Source organism: Streptomyces sp. NPDC018964, assembly GCF_044390325.1.
Classification (GTDB): Bacteria; Actinomycetota; Actinomycetes; order Streptomycetales; family Streptomycetaceae; genus Streptomyces.
In genome coordinates, this window is sequence record NZ_JBIRYZ010000010.1 from 135332 (window position 1) to 159884 (window position 24553).

Consider the following 24553-nt stretch of genomic DNA (forward strand, 5'->3'; position numbering starts at 1 on the left):
GCGCCCGACGGCCGAGCACCACGGTCACCGTGTCCGTGCCGCCCGGTGGGCAAGGCCCCTGGGGGAGGACGGACGCGATGTCGTGGTTCGTACGGCTGCTCGCCGCCGGGGCACTGGGTGTCGCCGAGTCGGGCACCCGCTGGGCCGTCCACTCGCCGCGCCAGGACGCGCTCGCCGGGCCGGCCGGCCGCTGGGCGGACCTCGCGTCCTGGCTGCCGCCGGAGGTGGAGCCGCTCCCCGTGCCCCACGAGGATCCGGGACACCCGGTGCCCGATCCGGGGAGCGAAGGGGACGACCCCGCGTACGTGTCCTTCACCTCCGGCTCGACGGGGCGCCCCAAGGGCGTCGTGGTCCCGCACCGCGCGGTGCTGCGGCTGGTCCTGCGGTCCAGGTTCTGCACCGTCGAGCCCGGCGACCAGGTGGCCGCCGCGGCCAATCCGGCCTTCGACGCCACCACCTTCGAACTGTGGAACACCCTCACCGCCGGCGGCACGGTGGTCGTCTTCCCCACGGTCACCGATCTGCCCCTGGACGACTGGACGGCGCTGATCCGCGGTGAGCGGATCGACACCATGTTCCTGACCACCTCGCTGTTCCACACCGTGGCCAGGGAACGCCCGGACGCCTTCGGCACGCTGCGCAACCTCGTGGTCGGGGGCGAGCGACTGGAGATGGCGGCCGTGCGCAAAGTGCTGGCGACCGCTCCGCCGGGCCGGCTGGTCAACGGGTACGGGCCGACGGAGACCACGACGTTCGCCGCCTACTTCGACTGCACCGAGGACAGCCTCGCCGAGCTGCCGCGCGTCCCGTGCTGGGCCTCACCCCGCGGGGTGAGGCGTGACATCGGTACGCGTCACCATCGGTACCGGCGGCCGCGTCCACCGCAGGCCGAGGTGGAGCGCATGACGAAGCCGAGCAGCCGGAGCACCGGAACGGCGATGGCGGTGTACCGGAGGACCCTCACGGCGAATCCCGCACCGAGGAGGATCAGGGCGAGAAGCGGAACCGGCAACAGGGGGACCATGGTTGTCGGCCTTCTGGCCACCGTTTCTCCTGTGGCGGCGCGGTCGTTCACCGGTCGCGCCTTGTTTGTGAAGGAAGGGCGGGGGCACACGGGCTTCGCCGAGACAGCGGCGAGAACGCTACGAGGAGGCGTGTTCCATGAGTGCCGGTGAGAAGGCCAAGGCGAAGACCGAGCAGGCCCGGGGCAAGGCCGAGGAAGCCGTGGGGAGCGCCGTCGGGAACGACCGCATGGCCGCCGAGGGGCAGGCCAGGAAGAGCAAGGGCGACGCCCGCGAAGCCAAGGAGAAGGCCAAGGACGCCTTCAAGCACTGAGGCCACCCCGGCGCAGGGGGAGCGGGCCGGGCCGGTTCATTCCGGCACGGCCCGCTTTCCGCGCGTCCGCGCGTCCGCCGTGCCGGCCGGCTCGGGGACCGGCGCCGGTCATACGGGTGGCCCGGTGACGAAGTCACCGTTCTCGTCGTAGGGCCAGGCGTTGGCGACGCAGCCGTGCAGGCCCTTGATCTGCTGCATCATCACGGGAGCCAGCCGTCCGGCGCCCCCGCAGGTCACGTGCCCGTGGCCGAGGAAGTGCCCCATCTCGTGGTTGATGATCAGCGCCCGGTAGTCGTGGATCGGCCCGTCGAAGGTGGGGGAGCCCTTGACCCAGCGCTTGAGGTTCACCACCACCCCTCCCGGCACCTCGCAGTTGTACTCGCCGCCGGTGTCCTGCTGGATGCCAGCCCAGCACAGGGCGTCCGCCGTCCCCGGTGTCGCGATCCTTATCTTGATGTCGTGCGGTGATCCCGCGCCCACCAGCTGGAACGCGTGGTCCGGGTCGTGGGTCCAGCCCCGCGGGGCGGCGAGTATGTCGGCGATCTCGTCCGCCGCCTGGGACGGCGAGACGTCGAGGCCGGTCTCGACCTCCACGACGTAGCGCACCGGGCGGGAACCGCTGCCCACCGTCTCCCCACCGGCCCGCGCGGTGACAAACGTCCCGCTGCCCGTCGGGGGGACGTCGATCCCGGTCCGGCTCGCGGAGGGGGAGGGAGAGACGGAGGGGGAGGAGGAAGGGGAGGAGGACGGTGTGGGAGTGGGAGTGGGAGTGGGGGAGACGTGCGTGCTCCGCCGGTGCGGCGCACCGCTCGACGCGTCGCTCCGCCCGCCGTCCAGGAGGTACGCCGCCGAACCCAGCAGGCCGACGGTGACCAGCAGGCCGATCAGCAGGCCCCGGCCCCGGCCCCGGCCCCGGCGGCGCGGCCGCCCCCGGCGATGGGTGGACCGGCGCCGGCGGCCGGCGCGGTGACCGGCCGCGGTGCTGTCGGTGGGAGGTGAGGACCGCCGCTGTCGTGCCGCATGCATGGCAGGTCAATCTGGTGATCCCAGATGATCCCCATGAGCCGGCACCGTCACGGAAAGGTAACGGCGTCCGCGTTCCCCGACCCGTGTGATCGTTGTGTAACGGCGGCCGGAGGGGGACCTTCCGCGGGACGGTCGTCTCGTGCGGTCTGCTTACACTGCCGAAATGCCACGGGTTCTGATCGTCGAGGACGACCTGGATGTCCGCAGGGCCGTCCAACTGGGTCTGCGGCACCAGGGACATGAGGTCCTCGCCGTGGAGACGGGCGAGGAGGGGCTGGAACGGCTCCGGCCCTTCCGGCCGGACGTCGTCGTGCTCGATCTCATGCTGCCCGGCATCTCCGGCCTGGACGTGTGCCGCCGGATCAGGGACCGCGACCAGGTGCCGATCATCATGGTGACGGCCCGGGGAGACGACGTCGACGTGGTCGTGGGACTGGAGACCGGTGCGGACGACTACGTGGTGAAGCCCGTGCAGGCCCGGGTCCTCGACGCGCGGATACGGGCCGTACTGCGCCGGCAGGACGCGTCGCTGCCGGACGGCACCCGCCCCCGGGCGGAGACGCACGGCGAGCTGGTCGTCGACCGCGCCGGGCTCGTGGTGACGCACCGCGGCGAACCCGTCCCCCTCGCCCCCTCCGAACTGCGCCTGCTGCTCACCCTGTCGGCCTCGCCCGGCCAGGTGTTCAGCCGCCAGCAGCTGCTGGAAGCGGTCTGGGAACACAGCTACCACGGTGACATACGGCTCGTGGACGCCTGCGTGAAGCGACTGCGCAACAAGCTCGGCGAGGGCAGGAACCCCCGCTACGTGCAGACCGTACGCGGATTCGGCTACCGCTTCGGCACCTCGTCCGGCACCTCATGAGCGACCGGACGTCCGCGCGGACACGGAGGACCGCACGAACACGGAAGACCGCCGGGGCGCGGAGGACCGTACCCGAGTCCCCCACGGCCGACGGCCCCCGGCGGTTCCTCCGGGCGGCCCTGGCGCGCGTCCCGCTCCCCCTGCGCGGTCTGCGCCCCCGCCTGCTGACGTCCTTCGTCCTGGTGGCCATGGCCAGCTCCCTGGGCACCGGGGCCCTCGCCTTCCGGGAGGCGCGCACGGGGGTGCTCCAGCAGAGCCAGGACACCGTCATCAACCGGTTCCGCACGAGCGTCGACGCCGTCGCGCCCTACGTCCCCTTCGCCCCGGACCAGGCGGACCTCCAGTCCGCGGCGGACCAGGTGCTGTACGCGAACCGTTCGTCGGGCTGGAAGGTCATGGCCACGTACGACGGCCACCGCGCCTACGCGCCGAGCGCCGGTTTCGTCGAACTGAGCCCCGAACTGCTCCGGTCCGTCCGGGACAGGCGCGCCGCGGTGTTCCAGCGGGTGAACGTCGACGGGCGTCCCCGTCTCGTCGTCGGCATGCCCGTCACGTACACCTCGGGCGAGGGCACGGAGCCCCGGCTCTCCGGGTTCGTGATGTACCTGGAGGTCCCGCAGACCGCCGAGGAGGGGTACGTCGAGGCCATGGTCCGCGGCATCGAGCGGGCCACCCTGGTGGCCCTGTGCCTCGCCGTCGTCCTGGCGCTGCTCGCCGCGAGCGGCGTACTGCGTCCCGTACGGGCGCTGCGCCGGGCGACGCGCCGGATGGCCGCGGGACACCTCGACGTCCGGCTGGACGTCACCGGCTCCGACGAACTGGCCGACCTCTCCCAGTCCTTCAACGAGACGGCGGCCGAACTGGAGCGGACCGTGAAGGAGTTGCGCCGCCTGGAGGCGCAGGGGCGCCGCTTCGTGGCGGACGTCTCCCACGAGCTGCGCACACCGCTGGCGGCGATGTCGGCGGTCACCGACGTACTGGACCTGGAGGGGGAGGGGGAGACCGGTGAGGCGCTGCGGCTCATCAGCGAGGGAACGAACCGGCTGAGCGGACTGGTGAACGACCTGATGGAGATCTCCCGCTTCGACGCGGGGGCGGCCGAACTCAACCGGGACGAGATCGACCTGGCCGAGTCCGTACGGCGCACCATCGCCTCCCGGTGGTGGCAGGAGCAGGTGGAGACCCGGCTGCCCGGACCGGGGGTGCTCCGCGCACACGTCGATCCGCGCAGGCTCGACGTGGTGACGGCCAACCTGATCGGCAACGCGCTGCGGCACGGAGCGCCGCCCGTACGCCTGACCATGGAGGTGCGCGAGGACGAGGAGGGCAGGGCGTGGGCGGTCATGGAGGTGACGGACAACGGGCCGGGGATCGCCGAGGAGGCCATGCCGCACGTCTTCGAGCGGTTCTACAAGGCGAGCACCTCACGGGCCAGGAGCGAGAGCAGCGGGCTGGGCCTGGCCATCACGGCGGAGAACGTGCGCCTGCACGGAGGGCGCATCCGGGCGGCGAACCTGCCCGGGGGCGGCGCGGCGTTCACGGTCGAACTCCCGCTGCACCACCACCACGACGACGACACGGATGCCGACCCCGCCACCGGCGACGGCGGGAGCACCCGGTGAGGGGCTCGTGGACGGCGGCGCTGCTGTCCGGGCTCACGGCCGTGGCCGCGGTCGCGCTCACGGCGTGCGGAGTGCCCCCGTCCGGTGTCATCGAGGCCGGTGCGCCGGCGAGCGGCATGTTCTCCCCCGGCGCGGCACCGCCCTCGACGCCCGCCACCGTCTCCCTCTTCTTCCTGCGCGACGGGGACCTGACGCCCTATCCCCGCCGGACCGACGACGCCGGGGACGTCGAGGCCGTCGTACGCCTGCTGTTCGAGGGGCCGGCCGCGAACGGGGCCGCGTCGGCCACCACGGAGCTGCCCCGCCTGACGGACGCGCCACGGGTGGTGATCGCCGGCGACGGCACCCTCTCCGTACGGCTCCCCGGTGAGACGGCACCGCTGAGCCGTCGGGCCGTGCTCCAGCTGGCGTGCACGGTGGGCCACGCGTACCCGTCGGTCCCCACCGCCGTCTCCCGCACCGATCCGGAAGCCGAGGCGAAAGCAGAAGCCGAGGCGAAAGCCGAAGCCGAGGCGGAAGCCGAAGCGAGAGCCGAAGCCAATGCGGAAGCCGACGGTGACACCGCGCGCCGTTCCGCCGAGCCCGGCAGCCTCCAGGTGCTCGGGGACGGATGGACGATGACGCAGTCGGACCACGCGTGCCCCGTCGTGTCCTCCCCGCCGGAGCGACCGGAAGAGCCGGCCCCGCAGGAGCCCTCCGGCTGACCACCCGGCGGACGGAGTCTCCCACGCCACCCGTGCGGCGGGTCGACTTTCGGGCATATGCCTTACTCGTTCCCGTAACGCCTTCTACACTCACCGTCACGTGACGCACCGAGATGGGGGGACCGGATGGCGCTGAACGAGAGGGACGGGCAGGGGGACGGCACCGCGGCGGGACCGACGCTGGAAGGCCTGCTGTCGGTCATGGGGGCCGGTGCGCTGGAGCCGTACCTGGCTCCCCGCGGCCTGGAGGTCGTGGTCGAGGGCGTGACCGTGCTGGACCCGCTGGACGCGGGACCGGCCCGGGGGCAGGTGGTGCTGGCCGTGGGCGTCGACCCGCACTCGGCCGCCGCCGTCGACGTCGTGCGCGAGGCCGCCGGACGGGGCGCGGCCGCGGTGGTCTTCGGGCCGGGAAGGACGGGGCGGCCCCCGGAGACGCTGCGGGCGGCCGTCGAGGACGCCGGTACGGCGGTGCTCTTCCGGACGGCGTGGTGCGGCTGGACCGAGCTGGTGGGCGCGCTGCGGGCCGGTCTGGTCCTGTCCGGGGTCCCCGCCGACCCGGCGGTGGCGGCCGTGCTGCCGGGCGACCTGAACGGGCTGGCCGACGCGGTGGCGGTCCTGGTGGGCGGCGCGGTCACGATCGAGGACGTGGAGTCCCGGGTCCTGGCGTACTCGTCCACGAAGGAGGACGTCGACGAGTTGCGCCGGCTGACGATCCTCGGCCGCCGGGTGCCGGAGTGGCGCGTGGCCGCCATGCGGGAGGCCGGGTTCTTCCAGGCGCTGTGGGGGTCGGGGGACGTCATCCACCGGCCGGCGCACGGGGACAACCCCGAGCGTCTGGTGGTGGCGGTCCGGGCGGGCGGGGAGATCCTGGGATCGATCTGGGTGGCGGCCGCGGGCGGTGACCTCCCGCCGCACGCCGCCGACACCCTGCGGTCGGCGGCGCGGGCGGCCGCCGTGCACCTGCTGCACCACCGGTCGCACCGCACGCACGCCCGGCTGGTCGAGGACACGGCCCGCGCGCTGCTCGACGGACGGGGATCCGCAGAGGTGCTGACCGAACGCACCGGGATACCGGCGCACGGGAACTGCGCGGTCCTGGCGGTACGTCCCGGAGCCTCCCGCAAGGGGGAGGAGACCGGGAGGCTGTGCGCCCTGCTGTCCGTGTGCTGCGGCGCGAACGACCTCACGTCGGTGGTGGTGCCGGTCGAGCAGGGGGCCCTGGTCCTGGTGGGCGGGCTGCACCAGGACGGGCGGCGGGCCGTCGAACAGGTCAGGCGGCTGGGGAAGTCACTGGTGCGGCAGGTGGCCGACGTGTTCGGGCCGGAGACGAGGATCGGCCTGGGCACGGTGGCCGACGCCCTGGCGGCCCTGCCCGAGTCCCGCCGGTCGGCGGACCTGGCGCTGAGGGCCCTGCTCTCGGCGGGGGAGCACCGCACCGTCGCCTCCGCGGACGAGGTGGCCGAGTCGATCGCCCTGCACCAGATGCTGGACACGCTGACGGGACCGGACCCGGCGCCGGGGACACCGGTGGCACGCCTGGTGGCGTTCGACGCCGGGCACGGCGGGGACACCCTGGTGCGGACCCTGCGGGTGTACCTGGACCACTTCGGCCACGTACCGGACACCGCCAGGGCGCTGGGGGTGCACGCGAACAGCCTGCGGCACCGGATCAACCGGATCACCGAGGTGTCCGGGCTCGACCTGCGCAGTCCGGACGCCCGGCTCCTCGCCCAGCTGCAACTGCGCCTCCTGGAGCGCGGGGGCCGGGAGGCGTGAGCTTCCGGGCGCCGCCACGAGGAAGGGGCGGTTCCTTCGTACCGGGGCACGACGGCGGCCGCGCCACGTCCGTGGTTTCGCCCCACGGTGAGAACCGGGCGGCGGAACACCGGGGCTTGTGACGAAGACATCCGCACCGCCGCGGCGGAACCCTGGAGGTCCGCCCCACGGCAGTCGTGGGGCGGTGAGACCCCGGCCCAGGGAGGGTGCACGATGAGTGGTTCCGACAAGGCGGACCGGCGCGAGCGGATTCTGCGGGAGGCCGTACGGCAGGGACTCCTGGAGCCCGAGACGGCCGTGCTGGCCGGGTTCGTCGACCTCGACGGCGTCAACGAGACCGTCGCGTCCCTGCGGAGCGCGTTCCCCGACTCCCCGCGGGTCCTGCACGCGTTCGCGGCCAAGGCGAACTGCCTGGTCCCCGTGCTCGAGGAACTGCGCCTGAGCGGCATGGGCTGCGAGGTCGCCAGCGCGGGCGAACTCGCCCAGGCGCTGGAGGCGGGCTTCGACCCCGCGCACATCGTGTTCGACTCCCCCGCCAAGACGCGGGCCGAACTGGTTTGGGCCCTGAGCCTGGGGGTCGCGGTCAACGCGGACAGCTTCCAGGAGCTGGAGCGGCTGGACGAGATCCTGGCGGACCGCCGTTCCGGCTCGCGGATCGGCGTGCGCGTCAACCCCCAGGTCGGCGCCGGCTCGATCACCGCCATGAGCACCGCCACCGCGACCTCGAAGTTCGGCATCCCCCTGGAGGACGAGGGCAACCGGCGACGACTGCTGCGAACGTACCGGGAACGCCCCTGGCTGACCTGGGTGCACACGCACGTCGGCTCGCAGGGCTGCCCCCTGGACCTGATCGCCCGGGGCATCGCGAAGGCGGTGGAGTTCGCCGAGGAGGTCAACGCCCACCTCGGCCGCCGGCAGGTCACCGGCATCGACATCGGGGGCGGACTGCCGGTCAACTTCGCCGACGACGAGACGACGCCCGGCTTCGACACCTACGTGGACCACCTGCGCGAACACGCGCCGGCCCTGTTCTCGGGCGGGTACGAGATCGTCACCGAGTTCGGCCGCTCCGTGCTGGCCAAGAACGGCTTCATGGCCGCGTACGTCGAGTACACCAAGACCGTCGGCGGGCGCCCCGTCGCGATCACCCACGCCGGCGCACAGGTCGCCACGCGCACGGTGTTCGCCCCCGACGCCTGGCCCCTGCGGATCGAGGCCCACGACCCCCACGGCCGGGCCAAGCACGGCCGGCCCGTGCGGCAGGACGTCGCGGGACCGTGCTGCTTCGCCGGTGACCTGCTGGCACGCGACCGCGCGCTGCCCCTCCTCGACGTCGGCGACCTCGTCGTCGTCCCGGACACCGGCGCCTACTACTTCTCCACGCCCTTCCACTACAACAGCCTGCCCGAGCCCGCCGTGCACGGCGCCCGCATCGACGCCGACGGCCGGGTCACGTTCCGGCCGCTGCGCCCCGCACAGGCCGCCCACCCGATCCCGACCCTCGCCGGGCGGTGATCCCGGCCCTCCCGTACATCCCGCCGCGGCCGTGCCCGGCTGCCCGGTCACCCGGGGAGAACCACCACACCGAGGAAGGCAGGTGCCACCACCATGAAAGTACGGCGCGCCCGGTCAGGGTGCTCCATGGAGAAAGCGGCACCCCCGGGCCGACGGGGGGCCACCGGACGACGGCTGTCCGCCGCGGGGGCGCGCTGCGGCCGGGCGACGTGTGACGCCGCGCGGTGGATCGCACGCCGCCGCGGCATCGCGGCCGACCAGTTCCTCCGGGGCGCGTGCTACGGAGCGGGCACGGCCGTGGTGGGTCTGCTGGCGGTGTGGGCGCAGACCCGCTGACGGCGAGGAGGTCCCGGAATCCGCAGTCATTCCGGGACCTCCTCCACCACCTCCACCACCTCCACCGGACGACACGGACCGAACTCGCCCTCCCCGACCGTCACTTGAGGGAACCCGGGCCCGCCCCACCGCCCTGAAGCCCCCACCGCTCCTGCCGCGAACGCCTCCGGCCGCACACGGACCGGGTGGGCGCGGCCCCCACGGCCTCCCCGTCGGCACCTCGGCCCGTGAGTCCGCCCGGCCAAGTCGCTCAATGCGTTCCTCAGTTGTCACTCGCATGTCATACGCTGCGTCTCCGGCAGCGTTCGAACACCCGTCGTCGGGTGAGGGGGAACGCGCGGCCGTTCGTTCCCGTCCGGTGGACACCGGACTTCTTCTGTGGGGGTTCACATCACTGTGCGCAGGCGCAGCATCGCGACCGCGACGGCACTCGCGGTCGCCCTCGGTTCCGCGGTCCTGGTAGGGGGCGTGGCGAGTCCGGCATCGGCCGACTCCGCGAAGGTCCTTCCGGTGAAGTCGGTCGGTGACATCGTCGTCGACGGCGCCCACCAGCGGGTCTACGTCTCCGACCCGACCGGCGGCACGATCGTCGTCACCGACTACAGCGGCACCGTGAAGGCGAAGCTGACCGGCCTCGCCGGCGTGACCGGCCTGGCGCTGTCCGCCGACTCCGGGCAGGTGTACGCGGCCGTGAAGGACGGCAACCGGATCGTCTCGGTGGAGACGAGCACGTACACCCGGACCGCGAGCTACCCGGTCGGCGTGACCCCCGGCGACCTGGAGGTGGTGGACGGACGGATCTGGTTCGCCCACGGCACGGACTTCGGCTCGCTGGACACCTCCGGCCCCGAACCCGTCGTCCGCCTCGCCCAGCGGGGCGACATCGGCTTCTCCGGCGCCTTCGGGATGTTCCTGGCGTCCGACCCGGCCGTCCCGGGCGTCCTGGTGGCCGGCAACGGCGGCGACCTCGCCGTCTACGACGTCTCGGCCGACGGGGCCGCACTGCGGGTCAAGGGCTCCATGGACACCGCCGTGAAGCAGCTGGACCTGACGCCCGACGGCAAGCAGGTCCTCACCTCGTGGGGCGACCCGGAGTACGGCTACGGCATCGGCTCCTACTCGACCGCCGACCTCACCGAACAGTCGGGCTACCCCATCGACGCCTACCCGAACGCCGTGCGGGTCGCGCCCGACGGCAGCGTCGCGGGCGGCAGCTTCTCCTGGTACGACCCCGACGTCCACGTCCACCGGCCCGGTGACCCGGTGCCGGTGCGGGAGTACGACTTCCCCAACACCGGCGACAGCAGCGGCGCCGACACCCTCGTGGACGGAGCGCTCGCCTGGGCGCCGGACTCGAGCCGGGTCTTCGCCGTCTCCGTGAACACCCACGGCACCCACACCCTGCGTGCCCTGACCGACCCCACCAAGGAACTGCCCGCCCTCAAGGTCTCGGCCCCCACCAAGTCGGAACGGGCCAAGAAGCTCACCGTCACCGGCAAGCTGACCTCCAGGACGCCCCTCCCCGCCGGCACCACCCTCAAGGTGACCCGTACGGACGTCGACGCACCGAAGGGCAAGGCGCTGGCCGGCGTCCGGACGAAGGCGGACGGCGGCTTCTCCTTCACGGACACCCCGCCCGCCGGCGGCAAGGTCACCTACAAGGTCTCCTACGCGGGCGACGCCACGCACGCCCCGGCCTCCGGCTCGGACACGGTGGACGTCTCGCGCAAGTCGACCACGCTGAGCCTGAACAACAACGGCAAGCTGTACTCGTACGGCAAGAAGGTCACCTTCACCGCGCACCTCGGCACGACGTACAAGAACCGCACCGTCTCGATCTACGCGGACCCCTTCGGCTCCGACAAGTCGAAGAAGCTGCTGAAGACGGCCAAGGTCAACTCCAAGGGCGACCTGTCGGCGACCGTCACCATGACCCGCGACACCACCGTCTCCGCGGTCTTCACCGGCGATGCCCGCTACGCCTCGAAGACCGTGAAGTCCACGGGGTACGCCCGGGCGAAGGTCTCCACCTCCGTCTCCAAGCACTACAAGACGGGCAAGATCGGCTCCACGACGTACTACTACTTCCGCAAGAACACCGACCCGGTGTTCACCACCACCATGAACTACTACGAGGGCCGCAAGCAGCGCTTCCAGCTCCAGGTCTACCACGGGGGCACCTGGTACGACTCCCCCTCCGAGTACTTCGCCCTGGGCGCCGACGGGAAGTCGGCCGTGCGCCTGGAGGCACCGGGCGAGTCCGGCATCCGCGCCCGCATGCGCTCGTCGTACGTCAAAGGCTCCTCCGGCGACACCGTCAACTCCACGACGCACGGCGCCTGGAAGTACTTCACCTTCACCAAGTAGCCGGCCCCGTCCGCCGGTACGGCCCCGGACCCTTCCGAGCCGTACCGGCGCGACGGCGGAACGGTCCCCGCACGCGCCCCGGCCGAAACCGGAACGGTTCCTTTGACGGTTCTTTTCAAGAAGCGACCGGGCCTTTCGCGCAGCGCCGAATTCCAGGACCGGACCGCTGTCTCCTCACTTCCGTCTCCTCTCCGCGCTTCCGCGCGGGCGAAAAGGATGCGCGAGCAGGTCGGTGAACTCTCGCCCAATTCGAAGTGAAATAACTTCCGTCACTCGCGCACCGTCCTTTACATCGGCGCGGTTGCGTCAAGCGGCGCAGTCGCTGCCGAAGTGCCCGGGGAGGGGCGCCGACCGCAGTCGTCGAGGGGGCGGGAGATACGGGAGGGGACCGCTGTGCGCCGGGAAATCACCCGGCGCGCGGGAAACGGCTTGTGTTCTTCGTGCCGTTGATCTTCCGGGAAACGGCTGGAAACCCATTGCGGGCCCACCGTCTCACCGTGCCCAGAATCCGTTCCCCGAAGGGTGAGGAAAAGCCGTGAGACGCATGACCCCCGTCCTTTTGTCCCTCAGTGCCCTGCTGGCGGCCTCCGCCTGGGCCGCACCCGTGGCCGGAGCGGCCCCGCGGGCCGACCGGCCGGCGTCCGTCCCCGGCGGGTGGGAGAAGGTCGACGCCACCGAACTGACGGACATCACCCGCGACGCGGAGGCCCGGAAGACGCCGCTCGCCGCCGGCGACGACGTCTCCGTACAGGCCGAGGAGCCCGAGCTGCTGGCCCTGCAGTCGCTCCGCAACGACAGGTTCGTCGCCACGGAGAAGTCGTACGCCGCCCCCCACACCGGTGTGCTCCGGGCCCGTTCCGACGCGTACAACGGCTCCTGGGAGGGCTTCGCTTTCGAATGGGACGAGGCCACCGAGACGTACGCGCTGAAGTCCCTGGCCAACGACCGCTACGTGGCGGTCGAGAAGAACTTCACCGGCGACGCGCAGAACGAGCTGCGCGCCCGTTCCACCAGTGTGGGCGGCTGGGAGCGGTTCGTCCTCTACCACAACGAGGACCTGGACCGCTGGGCGCTCCAGTCCACGCTGAACGGCCTCTTCGTCACCATGGAGAACAACTACACCGGCTCGCTCCAGTACGTCCTGCGCGCCCGCTCCGGTGAGATCTCCGGCTGGGAGGAGTTCAACCTCTACACCCTCGAGGCCTGACGCCCGCACCCGTCCGGCACGAGCGGTGGCGGGACCGCCGGGGGATCACCCCCCCGGCGGTCGCCGCGGGCCCGGCAGCCCGCGGGCCCGGCAGTCCGTGGGCTCAGCGTGCGAACGGTCCGCCCGGCCGCGCGGGCTCACTCGGCGGGCGTCCCCCGCCCGTGGTCCCTGATCGACGTCTCGATCAGACGGGCCCACGTGGTGAACAGGTCGGCCTGCTCGGGGGTCAGATCGCGTACGGAGATCCGTTCCAGGGTGCGCCACATGTCGGTGATCGGCTCCCGCAGGGCGCGCCCGGCATCGGTGAGGTGGACCACCATGACCCGCCGGTCGTGAGGGGCGGGCTCCCGGGTGAGCAGCCCCGCCTCCTGCATGCGGCGCAGCGACTTGGAGACGGTGGAGTGGTCGAGGCCCACCTGCTCCAGCAACTCGGCCTGGGTCTGGCCGTCACGGTCGAAGAGCTGCATCAGCAGCAGTTCCTGCCCCGGGTGCAGGTTCATGGCACGCAGCATGGCGGCGGCGTGGCCGCGGTGGGCGCGGGCGAGCTGGAAGACGGCGTAGCTCAAACGACCCTCGCTCGCCGCGGTCGGCGGCTGGGATGACGTGGAACCGGACATTGCTGCTCCCTCGGCCACAGGAGTGGCGGTGATCGTTCTTCAGTCGACGGTGAGGACGATCTTGCCCCGGTTGTGGCCGGCGTCGCTGGCCTGCTGCGCCCGGGCGGCCTGGGCCAGCGGGTAGGTGGCGCCGACCGTGGTCACCAGCGTGCCGTCGGCCGCCTGCCGGGCCAGTTCGGCGAGGCGGGCGGCGGAGCGGCGCTGGGGCCCCTCGGCGAAGACGACGCCGAGTTCGCGGGCGCGGAAGTCGGCGGTGGTGACGATCCGGTCGGTGCCGCCGCGCAGGGTGATGGAGTCCTCCAGCGCGCCCTTGCCGGCCGCGTCGAAGACCGCGTCCACCCCTTCGGGGGCGAGCGCGCGGACCCGCTCGACGAGGCCGTCCCCGTAGACCAGCGCGGTGGCGCCGAGCGAGGTGACGTACTCCTGGTTGGCCGCTCCGGCGGTGCCGATGACCCGCGCGCCGCGGGCGACGGCGAGCTGGACGGCGATGGTGCCGAGGGCGCCCGAGGCGCCGTGGATCAGCAGCGTCTCACCCGCGCCGACGTCGAGCAGGTCCAGCACCCGTTCGGCGCCGTCGCTCGCCACGGGCAGGGCGGCGGCGTGGGTCCAGTCCAGACCGGCCGGCTTGGGGGCGAGGACCGCGGCCGGGGCCAGGGCGTACTGGGCGTAGGAACCGGTGTCGGACCAGCCCAGCACCTCGTCGCCCACCTTCAGGTTCTCGACGCCCGCGCCGACCGCGTCGACCACGCCGGCGATCTCCCCGCCGGGCACGGCGGGCAGGGTGGTGGGGAAGACGGCCTCCATGACACCGGAGCGGATCTTGCCGTCCACCGGGTTCACACCGACGGCGTGAACCCGCACGCGCACCTGGCCGGGACCGGGCTCGGGGGTCGCGATCTCCGCCTCGTGCAGGACCTCGGTGCCGCCGAACGTATCGAAGACGATGGCCTTCATGACTGCTCTCCCCTGACGTGGATCCGTTGCGCCGCCCACTTCTGTGGCCAGCCACATAAAAGTAGCACCGATTGTGTGGCTAGCCAAGTAAATGCTCGGGGGAGGGCCTCCCGGGTGATCCGTCCGTCGTCGCGACGGCGGACAAGGCCCGGTCCCGGCTTGCCGGGCCGCCGGGTTCGGAAACTCGGGGCGGCCGGTGGCGCCCTGGTGCGCGGGAAACCCCTCGGCGGTGTCGGTACCGCCCTCTAAAGTGAGCCGATCGTCTCCTGTGGCGGATGAGCCGGGGGGCGTTCTCAGGGGAAACCGCCAGAGGGGTGACGGATGTTCATTTTCCGTGTGGGCCGGATACGAAGACGCGCGGCGGCGGCGGGACTGTGCGGGGCGGTGCTGACCGCCTCGTCGCTGCTCACGTCCGCGGCGACGGCGTCGCCGTCCCCGCCGGGCGGCGGACCGGCCACCACGGGGACGGTCTCGCCCGCGGAGGACGTGGGGGTCCGTGCCGGGCAGAGCGCCGAGTTGGGGGACCGCGGACGCGTCGAGCTCATCGGCGGACGTGACATCCGGGTGACGGCGGACGAGGCGGGCACCGCCCCGCCCCGCTACTCCGTCGCGTCGGTGGACGGCACGGTGTCCGTGCGGCCGGCCGGTGAGTCCGCCGCGGACCGCCCGACCGCGGAGCTTCAGCCGACCGCGCGCACCGAAGACGCTCGGGGCGTTCTCCAGACGACGTACGCCGCCGCGGCGACGTACTCGGTCAAGCTGAGCATCACGAACGCCGATGTCCGGTCCAAGTCGTTCTACGTCTGGGACCGCAAGACCTGGACGTCGTACGCCGTCGACAGCGACACCGCGGGCGCCTCGGCGACCGTGAAGCTGCCACCGGGTGACTACTTCTCGGTCGCGCTGCACAACGACTGGCTGGAGCCGAGCTACCTGCTCACCCGTACCTTCTCGGTCGGTTCGGCCGCCAAGACGGTCACCTTCGACCAGCGGGCGGCGAAGGAGACCGCCATCCGCACCGACGACACCACCGCCACACGGGACGCGTCCGCCGTGTGGATCAGTGTCCCGGGCGGCGACCTGGCGGGCTTCGCCGGTTCGGGGGCCGACAAGGTGTACGTCACTCCCTTCTCGGTCAGCGGCGTCTCTCTGCGCCTGCACGAGGTGCTCGTCAAGAAGGGCGCCTCGGCGAGTGTGCCGAGTCCTTACCGCTACGACCTCACGCACAGCTTCACGAAGACCGTGCCCGCTTCACCCGTGGTGACGGTCCGTGCCTCGACACTGGCCAAGACCGTGACGAAGATGAGCGCCCCGGGCACCCGGACCACGGCCGCTCTGCAGAGTGTCCCGTCCTTCGGCGAATGGACGGGCGTCTTCATCGGCTCCGCGGTGCCTGTCACCGGTTCGGTCACCGAGTACGCCACCCCGGGCGTCACCTACAGCCGACTGCTGTCCTACGGGAGCGGCGAGCTGAGCCTGAACCTCCCGGACCGTACCTTGCCCGCGGGGACCAGCGCGGGCGAAAACCTGGGCGCGGCCCCGTTGCAGCCGAGTCGACCGGAGTGGGGCGGTTCGCAGCGGAACTTCGGGAAGATCCGGCTGTCCGAGCTGAACGCCTTCGGTGACGCGGCCGGCCACACGGCGACCGACGGCCGTGCGACGTACTCGTACAAGCTCACCTCCTCCGACGGCATCACCTACGCCCAGGCCGACGGCCTCGACGCGTACCACTCGCTGACGTCGTCCAGCCTGCCTTCGCTGCAGAGGACGTACACCCTCGACCAGACCGTCCACCGTCGTGTCCCGTACTCCCGGCTGTCCACGGAGGTACGCAACAAGTGGACGTTCCGCTCGGAGTACGAGGAGGGCAGCGAACTCCCGCTCATCGACGCGCAGCTGAGCGTTCCCGGGCTCGACGCCTACGGCCGGGCGGCCGCCGGACCGGTCCGGGTGCGGGCGAGCGCGACCACCCGCAACACGGACGCGGCGACGGCCAACACCCGGATCACCGGGCTCGCCCACTCCACGGACGACGGCGCCACCTGGACGGACCTCGACGTCGCGGCGGACGGCTCGGCGACGCTCGACCTCCCCGCCACCGCCTCCTTCGTCTCGCTGCGCGTCACCGCCGCCGACGACCGGGGCGGCAGCCTGGACCGCGTCATCACCAGGGCGTTCGCGGGTCCGGCGTCCCACGGTGACGAGACGGCGGGGGCGACCCGTATCTCGAACGTCGTGGTCAACGAGGGCAAGCGGGTCGAGCTGACCGACGTGCCGCTGCAGGAGTTCAAGGCGAGGTTCACCGCGACCGACCCGTCGGGGATCGCGAGCGGGGACATGTACCTGTACAAGGGCTCGTACGACACCCCCGACGCCGTCCTCTACGGCACCTGGCCGGCGACCTGCACCGAGGCCAGCGCGACCACCTCCACCTGTGAGGCACACTTCGCCTACATCCAGCCGCGCTGGTCCCTCGGCCGCAACTCCTTCGCCGGCACCTGGAAGCTGGCCGCCTGGGCCGAGTCCGCGGACCGCACGGGCCATGTCGATCTGCACGCCGCCAAGTCGGTCCCCGTCGTGCGGGACGCGACGCTGACGGTCAACGCGGCTCCCGAACCGGTTGCCAAGGGCAAGACCCTCACCGTCACCGGCAAGCTCGCCCGCGCGGACTGGGAGACGCGCGGCGGTTACCACGGCTACACCGGTCAGAAGGTGAAGCTGCAGTTCCGTAAGAAGGGGACGTCCACCTACACGACGGTCAAGACGATCACCACCGACAGCTCCGGTGCGTTGAAGACCACGGTGAAGGCGTCGACGGACGGTTACTGGCGCTACACCTTCGCCGGCACGTCCACCACCGCACCCGCCACCGCCTCGGGCGATTACGTCGACGTCCGCTGATCCCGCGGACCCCGCCGGGTTCCCGCTCGACGAGCCGGAACCCGGCGACAGCCCTCACGCGAGTGGCGGCGCCCACCGACAGGTCGTACGGGCAGGGCACGCCATGGGCACGCTGCCGACCCGAAGGCGCGGAAAGTCCTTCCGGGGAGCACCGCCGAAGCGCTGTGAGCGACCCGCTCGATCGCACCGTGCGGCCGATGCGCTTTCCCGGCCGGTCCTACGGGCGGATCAGCGCAGTCCGGCGAAGAGATCGTCCTCGGGCAGGGCCGCGCCGGTGGCGTCCTGGACCCGTACGAAGGTCTCCACACCCATCAACTCGCCGAACCTCTCCTTTCCCATCTTGAGGAAGAAGATGTTCTCGCCCTGGCTGGCATGCGCGGCCAACGCGTCGAACTTCTGACCGCTGAACGCGGTGGTGTCCACCCACGTGGTGATCTCATCGTCGGGGAGGCCGATCTCGGCCATCGCGGCGGCCTCGGCAGGATCCGGCTCCGGCATGTCCGGATGAAACTCGCGCATGATCTCGCCGAACCGCTGCATCCCCGAGCGGGGCATCGTGGTCCAGTACACCTTCGGGGTCAGCGCGGTCATCTCCAGCGCCGCCATCGTGATGCGGTGGGCCTGGATGTGGTCGGGGTGGCCGTAGAAGCCGTTCTCGTCGTAGGTGACGACCACATCAGGCCGGTAGTGCCGCATGAGTTCCGCGAGTCGGGCCGCGCCTTCCTCCACGGGGGTCCGCCAGAAGGATCCGGGGGCGTCGTTGCTCGGCCAGCCCATCATCCCGGAGTCGGCGTAGTCCAGCATCTCCAGATCGCTGACCTTCAGGACGTCACAGCTCGCTTCGAGCTCTTGACGACGCATCGAGACGACCGCCGCCGGGTCGTGCCCGGGCTCGCCCGGTTTGACACCCCCCGGCCCGTCACCGCAACCGCCGTCGGTACACGTCACGAGAACCGTGCGGATGCCTTCCGCCGCGTACCGCGCGAGGACACCTCCGGTTCCGGTGGCCTCGTCGTCGGGGTGGGCGTGTACTGCCATGAGCGTCAAGGGCCGGTCGGTCATGAAACAGTCCTCCTGCGGAGATGAGTTCCGGCCCGAGTACGCGGCGGACGTGCCGCGATCCTGGAGCTCGGATCCTGATGGGGCGGACGACCTCGCGGCCTCGGTGCTCCCGCCGTCCGGCGCCGGCCCCTCGACCGGTGCAACCGCGCCGGCCACACCGGCTGTTCCCGGCACGACCACTCGGCCTTCGAGCGTCGGCGTTGGATCGCCGTACTGCGACGTGAGCGGCCTGACACCCGCTCTTCTCGAAGCCCCAGGCCGGTGATCTGGGACTTCGAGAAGAGCGGGCGACGGGAATCGAACTGATGCTCTCAGCTCGTGAGATGACGGCACTCGACTGGTCCCCATGCACGGCCTGCGCAGATGGCATGTGCTCAGCCGGTCGTGCGGGTCGGATCACGCTGCCGTCGACCGAGGCCGTCTGCTCTTACGGGCAGGCACGGTGTCGAGCCGGATTCGGTCGGATGCCCAGACGGGGAACACCTTCGCGCGTGCACGGAGACTGCTGGCGCGTGATTGTCAGTGGCCGACTCTATTGTGCCCGCGTGACGACATTTCGATCCAGCTTCACGCTCTGGCGACTGGTCCAGACGGCACGGGAGCTGACTGAGGACGCGCGCGTCCGAGGGCGCGTCGACGCGGTTCTGCACATCATGGGCGGTCCCGGTGGGGCGTACGGCAAGGGCAGGCCGCTGGTGAACGCCTTGGAGGACGTGGCTCAAGAAGCCCTCCTTCAGGGCGACTTCGCTTTCGCCCAGCGCTTTCAGCGCTTCGCCGCCTATGCCGGAGGCGAACTGTTCCTCGACATCCTTGTGAACTACTACGACGACGAAGCCCGCCAACGCAGCGAGAAACACATGCGCCGGATGGCCGCACTGGGTGCGGACAGGGCGGTCGCCGCCCTTGACGTCCTGTGCCGCGACCAGCCCGGCGCAAGCGCCGCCGACGCCCGTGACCTCTTTCGTGGCATAGCCCGGTCCGTCGACTACCTGGGCCTCGGGGACGGGGAGGGCGGGATCCGGCTCTCCGGCAAGGAGGCGAGGCAACTCCAGGAGTACGGACACATGGAGATGGTTCTCCGTAACCTGCCCCGGCCCGCTTCCGCCGAGGCCGCCCGGATGATGAGCGACGTCCTGGCCGATGCCGACGCCGGCATGCTGGCCCAGCTGCTCGAACTGCGGGCCAGGCAGGCCGGCCTGGCGGCCCTGCGTACCGCGGTGGAGGATCCGGACAGCTCCGAGAGTGCCCTCCACGAGTGTCTGAAGAACCAGGAATGGATCTTCGGCGGGGCCTACGTGGCCGAGCTGGCACGTCGGCAGTACACCCCGGACACCATCCTCGACATCCCGCTCCTGCGCGGCGACGGCTCCCTGCACGTGGTGGAGCTCAAGCGCGCCAACATCAAGGACCTGGTCATACGGCGCTCCGGCCACCTCATGCTGGGTGCCCCGGCGCACCGCGCGGTCTCCCAGGCCCAGAACTACCTCCGGGCCATGGACGAGAACCGCCCGAGCATCCTGGCCGAGCACGGAGTCGACACTCGCCGGGCGTCGGCGACGGTCGTGATCGGGCACCCGCGGTACGTGACCGGGGGCGTCACCTCCCAGGAGATCGCGGAGACGCTGCGAACCTACAACACACACCAGGCACGCATAGAAGTGATCACATACGAGGCCTTGCTGGATTCAGCCTCCCGCATGCTGGCTCTGTCATCGGCACGGCAGGATCCGGCCCCGGCCCCGGCCCCGACCTCGGCCGAGGAGTCCGCCGCATGACTGAACCACCGCAGATCGAACCGCTCCTGGCCCGCTTGTGCGGCGGTGAGATCACCGACAAGGACTACGTCGGATACTTCATGAACGAGCACGGAGAGGAACTCGTGTTCGCCCAGCGTCGGGGTGAGAGGAACGCCCGGCTCTGGCACAGCGACATGGACTGGGAGATGTACCTCGTCGGCGACCACTCCATACGGCTCGACGGTCCGATGGACGGAATGATCACCGTCGCCGACCTGATCATCGACCGCGAGGAGGCGACGTGGCTGTCCTCCTGTCTCGCCGCTTCCCGCCACCTGCGGCAGGGACGGACCTGACCGCCTTCCCTATCGGGTGAGTGCGCAGCGGGTCACGTAACGATGTGTACTCCACCCTTGCCCGTACTGGCAGCATGGCGAAGCCCTCGACTCTCCTGGGCGAGGGGCGGGGGCACGAGGGCGGTTGGTCAGGTCAGGTCGACCAGGGTGGGTGTCACTTCGCTCTCGAGGTTGTATTCGGAAAACTCCCATGTCGTGACCACCGCGTCCGCGGGGATGCGACAGACGAATCGCATCTCGTCGTCGAAGCCGGGCTGCAGCTGCGCGTGGTCTGTCCGGGGCGTCAGACGTCTCGGGTGATGACGCGGTCCCCGCAGAGCCTGGTCCAGTCGTCCCTGTCCGAAGTGAGGACGAGGGCCGGGGCCGGGGAACTCAGGACACTCCGCGGACTCTACGAAACTCGGGGCAGCTCAGAGCTGCGGCGTCCGGGAGGTGATCCGTTGACCACGCTCCCTTCCCGGATCCCCTCCGCCGTCCGGGATGCCCGGCTGCTAGCGTCCGGCACCATGTGGGCTCAAGAGATCGTGGCCGGCCGACCGGCTTGGCGGCACGTCCCCTCCGGTGTGGTCTTCCGGGCCGTTCCCGGTGGGACGTTCCGGATGGGCTTGTCCGACGAGGAACTGGACGCGGTTCGTGCCATCGAGCGGGCCGACGACGCCGATGACAACCTCGAAGCGTTCTTCGCCGGTGCCGTCCGGGCCCGTCCGGTGCGAGAAGTGCGGGTCGAGCCGTTCCTGATCGCCCGCCATCCGCTCACGGTGGCGCAAGTACGGCACTGGCTGCCCGAGTACGAGGACAGCTTCACCGACTCGGATGCGAGCACGGCCCGGCTCGAGGAGGACCTGGACGACCTGCTCGAGGCGTTGCCGTTCCGGTTGCCCAGCGAGGCGGAGTGGGAGTACGCGGCCCGGGCGGGCACGACCACCCTGACCTTCCGCGGGGACGACAGGCCGGACGAGGACCAGGTGCTCGACGACTTCTCCGACGAGGAACGCACGGCCGCGGCCGAGAACGACTTCGGGCTGGCCGCGATGGGGTCGGCGAACGAGATCTGCGCCGACGTGTGGGTCCCGCATTTCACGGACGCGCCGGCGGACGCACGCCCCCGCACCGGGGACGGACCGCGGGTGGTGCGCGGAGGCGGCGGCGACCTCTCTCCGTGGCAGGGCTGCGACGAATGGCTGCTGCTGCTCTCCGCCACCCGCGACGAGCTCCAGGACTTCACCGCGGTCCGCCCGGTCGCACCTGTGCCAACCAGCTAGGGGCAAGATCTGGATGTCAGAAGGGGGCCGCCCCCGAAATTTCGGGGGCGGCCCCCTTCTGACTGGTACCCCCGGCAGGATTCGAACCTGCGACACCCGCTTTAGTACTCCAGCAGCGGATCGTGTTCTGAGCTGCGTTTTCGGTAGTGGCAGCGGCGGGCGACGGCCTGACGGCGTCTTCTCCAGGCCGACCACTTCAGTGCGTGGGTGACGGGGTCGCGGTCGGTTCGTGGGTGGGGCAGGAGAGCGTCCAGGAGCCGCCGGATCTCTGCCACGGTGAGCGGGACGAGGGCTGATCCGTTTCTGCAGCCCCCCTTGCGGCCTCGCCGGCCTGGGCTGCGAGTGCGGTCAGGACGGCATGGGCGAGCATGGCCAGGGTGATGTGCCGGTACCAGCCGGGATAGCGGCGGACCTCGTACTGGTCGAGGCCGCACTCGTTCTTCGCGGCCTGGAAGCACTCCTCGATCGCCCAGCGGGAGCCGGCCACCTTGGCCAGCTCGGCGATCTCGACGCCGACGGGGGCGTAGGCCAGGTAGTAGGCCACCTCTTCGGGGTCGGACAGGCTGCGTCGGGCCATGACCCAGCGGTGATGGGTGGGCGGGTCAGGGTCGAAGATGAGGTTGGCGGGCAGCTTGGCCGCGGCCCAGTCGTAGACGCGTGGGCCCTTGGCGCCGTCGCCGCAGGAGAGCCGCTGCCAGGCATCGGCAGGGGCGTCCTCGATGAGCTGGTCGATGCGCCAGATGCCGGCCAGCGACTTGATCTGCTGCGACTTGGGCACTGCCACCACATAGCCGATGTCGAGTTGCTCGAGCAGGTGGCGGAAGTGCCAGTCCTGCCCGTAGGCCTCGTCCGCGGTCACCCAGGCGGCGGGCAGGCCGGCGGCCAGGCAGCGGCGGACGATGTCCCGGGCCAGCTCTCCCTTGGTCGCGAAGCCGCGTTCGTCGGGGATTTTCGCCGCCCGGCAGCGGTCGCGGTCGGACGTCCAGGCCTTGGGCAGGTAGAGCTCGCGGTCCACCAGGGCCCGGCCCGAGCGGGTGGCGTAGGCGGCGAACACGCCGATCTGGCAGTTGTCGATCTTCCCTGAGGTGCCGATGTACTGTCGGCCGACCCCGGCCGAGGTGGTGCCCTTCTTGATGAACCCGGTGTCGTCGATGATCAACACGCCATTGGGGCCAAGGGACTCACCGACGTAGGCACGGACGTCGTCGCACAGGGCGTCCGCGTCCCAGACGCTGCTGTTCAACAGCCGCTGAAAGCCGTCCGGCGTGCGGTGACCTGCCCATTCCGCGAGCTGCCAGCCGTTCTTCCGTACCGCTTGGCCCAGCAGACCGCGGACGTAGTCCCGCATCCGCCACCGCAGATCCGCCCGTCCGAACCGGCCCGCCACCCGAGCGAACACCGACTCCAACTCCGCAGCCCAGCAATCGACTTCAGTCATGCCCTCCATACCAGGACAACGACAATCACCAGCTCAGGACACGAACCGCTGCTGGAGTACTAAGGTGCGGCCACTCCGGACTGGGTCTCCTTCACCGTGGTTCCCCGCTGCTTCCCGTCGTGTCTGGTGCGGTAGTGGTGCACGTCGCGATGTCACTTGCACCTACTCGTCATCGGTGTCAGAGGCGGGAAGGATGGCCGCCAGCTCCTCCGAAAGCTCAAGCTTGTAGCGGGCAGCGATGACACCGAGCTGAATACCGAAAACCGCGCGTAGCTCACCAAGCGCCGCACCGAACGTGGCGCTCTGGAAGCGTCCGCGAACATGCCCCGAGTGGTTGGGGCCTACGGCGTCCAGGAACCGCCGGCAAGCGGCTCGCATCGCCTTGAGGTTCTCTGCGAGGTCGTCTCCGGTGTCGGGCTCCATCAGGATCTGGGTCAACGTCTCCCTGATCTGCAGCACCGATGCGACGCAGTGGTCTGGCTCCTCGACTGCGTGCATAACAGCACGCGACATCGTGAGGACTCTACGGTCCTCCAGGTAGACGACGACCTTCTCGGCGACGGCCCGCTGAGGGAGCGGCAGGTCCCAGTCCACACCGCCGAGCGGCGTGCTGAAGCCCTTGATTCGTCGCATGATCTCCAGAACCTTCACGCTCGGCATCCTAGGTAGGCCCGTGAACGGCTGGGCTCCAAACAGGTGGCATGGCTTGAATCAGTACGCGCGCTCTTTTCAACTGTGTTGGTGCCCTCCGGGGCCGCGTGCAGGGCCGTTCACGTGCGTGCGCGGACAGTCGGTGGGTCCTACCGAGCCAGCTGCCGAACATGCCTGAACGCCCATGAACGAGACGGAAACTGAGACGGGCCACAGCGGTCTGACCTCTCACGACGGTGGGTCGTTCACCAGTCCCGCCATTGATCGGTGAGTTCGTGCCGACCGAGTCCGTGCCTGGCGGTCAGGGCCGCGACGTCGACTTCTTGTTCAGTGAGAGCCTCGTCGATGTAAAGGCAAAGCTGCTCGCGCTCATCAGTCTCGAAGGCGCATTCGTCGTGGGCTTCGTTCACCGCGTTCAAGGCCAGGACGACGTGCTCAACTGCGGCGAAGACCTCCGCGTTGTCTCCTGCGTCGAGTGTGGCCAGCTCGGCCTCGAAGGCGTCCAGGACAGCATCGGTTGCCGACAGAAGCTCATCGGGATACAGGTCGACCATGCATGCGCAGCCGGGATCCAGAGAGCCGACGGCAAGCTCCGCGGCTTCCGCAGCTATGCGCCTGCGCCAGTTTGTCGTCGGTCTCTCAGCCATGAGTCGGACCGTACAGCGCGGGTCCGACAGGGAGGCCGCTCTCCCTGGCTCGCCGACAGCTCATGAGGGGACATGAGCTTGGGAAGCCATGGCGCTTGTCAGGTCATCTGGTCTCTGACCTGGTCATACGCGGCTGGTGCGGAACCGTCGGCGTATCGGATTTGCACCGCTTTTCACCG

21 protein-coding genes and 2 pseudogenes are annotated in these 24553 nt (G+C 70.8%); 14 read left to right on the forward strand and 9 right to left on the reverse strand.

The features are described 5' to 3' along the window. Window positions 1-77: 77 nt before the first annotated feature. Window positions 78-767: pseudogene (locus tag ACH5AO_RS18975) on the forward strand (AMP-binding protein); the annotation flags it as partial. A gap of 86 nt (window positions 768-853) precedes the next feature. Here ACH5AO_RS18975 and ACH5AO_RS18980 read toward each other — a convergent pair. Next, window positions 854-1024: a hydrophobic protein gene (locus ACH5AO_RS18980; protein WP_398926333.1), complete on the reverse strand. Its 171-nt coding sequence runs from the start codon at window positions 1022-1024 to the stop codon at window positions 854-856. Between the two features lie 137 nt (window positions 1025-1161). On the opposite strand from ACH5AO_RS18980, the gene ACH5AO_RS18985 reads away from it, so the two are divergent. Next, window positions 1162-1335 carry a CsbD family protein gene (locus ACH5AO_RS18985; RefSeq protein ID WP_398926002.1) on the forward strand — a complete coding sequence of 58 codons (174 nt, stop codon included), beginning with the start codon at window positions 1162-1164 and terminating at the stop codon, window positions 1333-1335. 108 nt (window positions 1336-1443) lie between these two features. Here the strand turns inward: ACH5AO_RS18985 and ACH5AO_RS18990 are convergent, their stop codons facing one another. Then, window positions 1444-2361, reverse strand: a complete 918-nt coding sequence (locus tag ACH5AO_RS18990) for a DUF3152 domain-containing protein (RefSeq protein WP_398926004.1) — start codon at window positions 2359-2361, stop codon at window positions 1444-1446. Between the two features lie 163 nt (window positions 2362-2524). Here ACH5AO_RS18990 and ACH5AO_RS18995 point away from each other — a divergent pair, with 163 nt between their 5' ends. From ACH5AO_RS18995 to ACH5AO_RS19030, 8 genes are all read left to right on the forward strand, one after another. Beyond that, window positions 2525-3223 carry a response regulator gene (locus tag ACH5AO_RS18995; protein ID WP_398926006.1) on the forward strand — a complete coding sequence of 233 codons (699 nt, stop codon included), beginning with the start codon at window positions 2525-2527 and terminating at the stop codon, window positions 3221-3223. Next, window positions 3220-4845 (forward strand): ATP-binding protein, encoded by a 1626-nt coding sequence (locus ACH5AO_RS19000; RefSeq protein ID WP_398926008.1) that lies wholly within the window; start codon window positions 3220-3222, stop codon window positions 4843-4845. The genes ACH5AO_RS18995 and ACH5AO_RS19000 overlap by 4 nt, the downstream gene beginning before the upstream one ends. Further along, the gene (locus ACH5AO_RS19005; RefSeq protein ID WP_398926011.1) at window positions 4842-5549 is read left to right on the forward strand and encodes a hypothetical protein; all 708 of its coding nucleotides are present in this window, start codon (window positions 4842-4844) and stop codon (window positions 5547-5549) included. Before ACH5AO_RS19000 ends, ACH5AO_RS19005 begins: the two co-directional genes overlap by 4 nt. 126 nt (window positions 5550-5675) lie before the next feature. Further along, on the forward strand, window positions 5676-7325 hold the full coding sequence (locus tag ACH5AO_RS19010) for a PucR family transcriptional regulator (protein ID WP_398926013.1): 1650 nt from the start codon (window positions 5676-5678) through the stop codon (window positions 7323-7325). A gap of 213 nt (window positions 7326-7538) precedes the next feature. Beyond that, window positions 7539-8840 carry a diaminopimelate decarboxylase gene (locus ACH5AO_RS19015; protein WP_398926015.1) on the forward strand — a complete coding sequence of 434 codons (1302 nt, stop codon included), beginning with the start codon at window positions 7539-7541 and terminating at the stop codon, window positions 8838-8840. Between the two features lie 126 nt (window positions 8841-8966). Further along, complete coding sequence (locus ACH5AO_RS19020; RefSeq protein WP_398926017.1) at window positions 8967-9176, forward strand: hypothetical protein; 210 nt, start codon at window positions 8967-8969, stop codon at window positions 9174-9176. A gap of 396 nt (window positions 9177-9572) precedes the next feature. Continuing rightward, window positions 9573-11543: a YncE family protein gene (locus ACH5AO_RS19025; protein ID WP_398926019.1), complete on the forward strand. Its 1971-nt coding sequence runs from the start codon at window positions 9573-9575 to the stop codon at window positions 11541-11543. Between the two features lie 544 nt (window positions 11544-12087). Further along, the gene (locus tag ACH5AO_RS19030; RefSeq protein ID WP_398926021.1) at window positions 12088-12750 is read left to right on the forward strand and encodes a fascin domain-containing protein; all 663 of its coding nucleotides are present in this window, start codon (window positions 12088-12090) and stop codon (window positions 12748-12750) included. A 137-nt stretch (window positions 12751-12887) separates the two neighbouring features. On the opposite strand, the gene ACH5AO_RS19035 is transcribed toward ACH5AO_RS19030, so the two are convergent. Both ACH5AO_RS19035 and ACH5AO_RS19040 read right to left on the reverse strand, forming a co-directional pair. Then, the gene (locus tag ACH5AO_RS19035) at window positions 12888-13367 is read right to left on the reverse strand and encodes a MarR family winged helix-turn-helix transcriptional regulator (RefSeq protein WP_398926023.1); all 480 of its coding nucleotides are present in this window, start codon (window positions 13365-13367) and stop codon (window positions 12888-12890) included. A 39-nt stretch (window positions 13368-13406) separates the two neighbouring features. Then, window positions 13407-14321: an NADP-dependent oxidoreductase gene (locus ACH5AO_RS19040; protein WP_398926025.1), complete on the reverse strand. Its 915-nt coding sequence runs from the start codon at window positions 14319-14321 to the stop codon at window positions 13407-13409. Between the two features lie 321 nt (window positions 14322-14642). Between ACH5AO_RS19040 and ACH5AO_RS19045 the strand changes: the two genes are divergently transcribed. After that, the gene (locus ACH5AO_RS19045; RefSeq protein WP_398926027.1) at window positions 14643-17222 is read left to right on the forward strand and encodes a hypothetical protein; all 2580 of its coding nucleotides are present in this window, start codon (window positions 14643-14645) and stop codon (window positions 17220-17222) included. Between the two features lie 228 nt (window positions 17223-17450). On the opposite strand, the gene ACH5AO_RS19050 is transcribed toward ACH5AO_RS19045, so the two are convergent. Next, window positions 17451-18284 (reverse strand): PIG-L family deacetylase, encoded by an 834-nt coding sequence (locus ACH5AO_RS19050; RefSeq protein ID WP_398926029.1) that lies wholly within the window; start codon window positions 18282-18284, stop codon window positions 17451-17453. Between the two features lie 545 nt (window positions 18285-18829). Here ACH5AO_RS19050 and ACH5AO_RS19055 point away from each other — a divergent pair. Further along, complete coding sequence (locus ACH5AO_RS19055) at window positions 18830-20059, forward strand: Shedu anti-phage system protein SduA domain-containing protein (protein WP_398926031.1); 1230 nt, start codon at window positions 18830-18832, stop codon at window positions 20057-20059. Further along, window positions 20056-20376, forward strand: coding sequence for a hypothetical protein (locus ACH5AO_RS19060; protein ID WP_398926034.1), 321 nt, complete (start codon window positions 20056-20058; stop codon window positions 20374-20376). Before ACH5AO_RS19055 ends, ACH5AO_RS19060 begins: the two co-directional genes overlap by 4 nt. A gap of 283 nt (window positions 20377-20659) precedes the next feature. On the opposite strand, the pseudogene ACH5AO_RS19065 reads toward ACH5AO_RS19060, so the two are convergent. Continuing rightward, window positions 20660-20752 (reverse strand): annotated as a pseudogene (locus ACH5AO_RS19065) (DNA-binding protein); the annotation flags it as partial. Between the two features lie 130 nt (window positions 20753-20882). On the opposite strand from ACH5AO_RS19065, the gene ACH5AO_RS19070 reads away from it, so the two are divergent. Then, complete coding sequence (locus ACH5AO_RS19070; RefSeq protein WP_398926036.1) at window positions 20883-21638, forward strand: formylglycine-generating enzyme family protein; 756 nt, start codon at window positions 20883-20885, stop codon at window positions 21636-21638. A 196-nt stretch (window positions 21639-21834) separates the two neighbouring features. Here the strand turns inward: ACH5AO_RS19070 and ACH5AO_RS19075 are convergent, their stop codons facing one another. The 3 genes from ACH5AO_RS19075 to ACH5AO_RS19085 all read right to left on the reverse strand — a co-directional run bounded on the left by ACH5AO_RS19075 (window position 21835) and on the right by ACH5AO_RS19085 (window position 24374). Then, complete coding sequence (locus ACH5AO_RS19075) at window positions 21835-23076, reverse strand: IS701 family transposase (protein WP_398926038.1); 1242 nt, start codon at window positions 23074-23076, stop codon at window positions 21835-21837. Between the two features lie 162 nt (window positions 23077-23238). Next, the gene (locus ACH5AO_RS19080; RefSeq protein ID WP_398926040.1) at window positions 23239-23727 is read right to left on the reverse strand and encodes a DUF6650 family protein; all 489 of its coding nucleotides are present in this window, start codon (window positions 23725-23727) and stop codon (window positions 23239-23241) included. A 245-nt stretch (window positions 23728-23972) separates the two neighbouring features. Further along, on the reverse strand, window positions 23973-24374 hold the full coding sequence (locus ACH5AO_RS19085; protein ID WP_398926042.1) for a hypothetical protein: 402 nt from the start codon (window positions 24372-24374) through the stop codon (window positions 23973-23975). Between the last annotated feature and the right edge of the window lie 179 nt (window positions 24375-24553).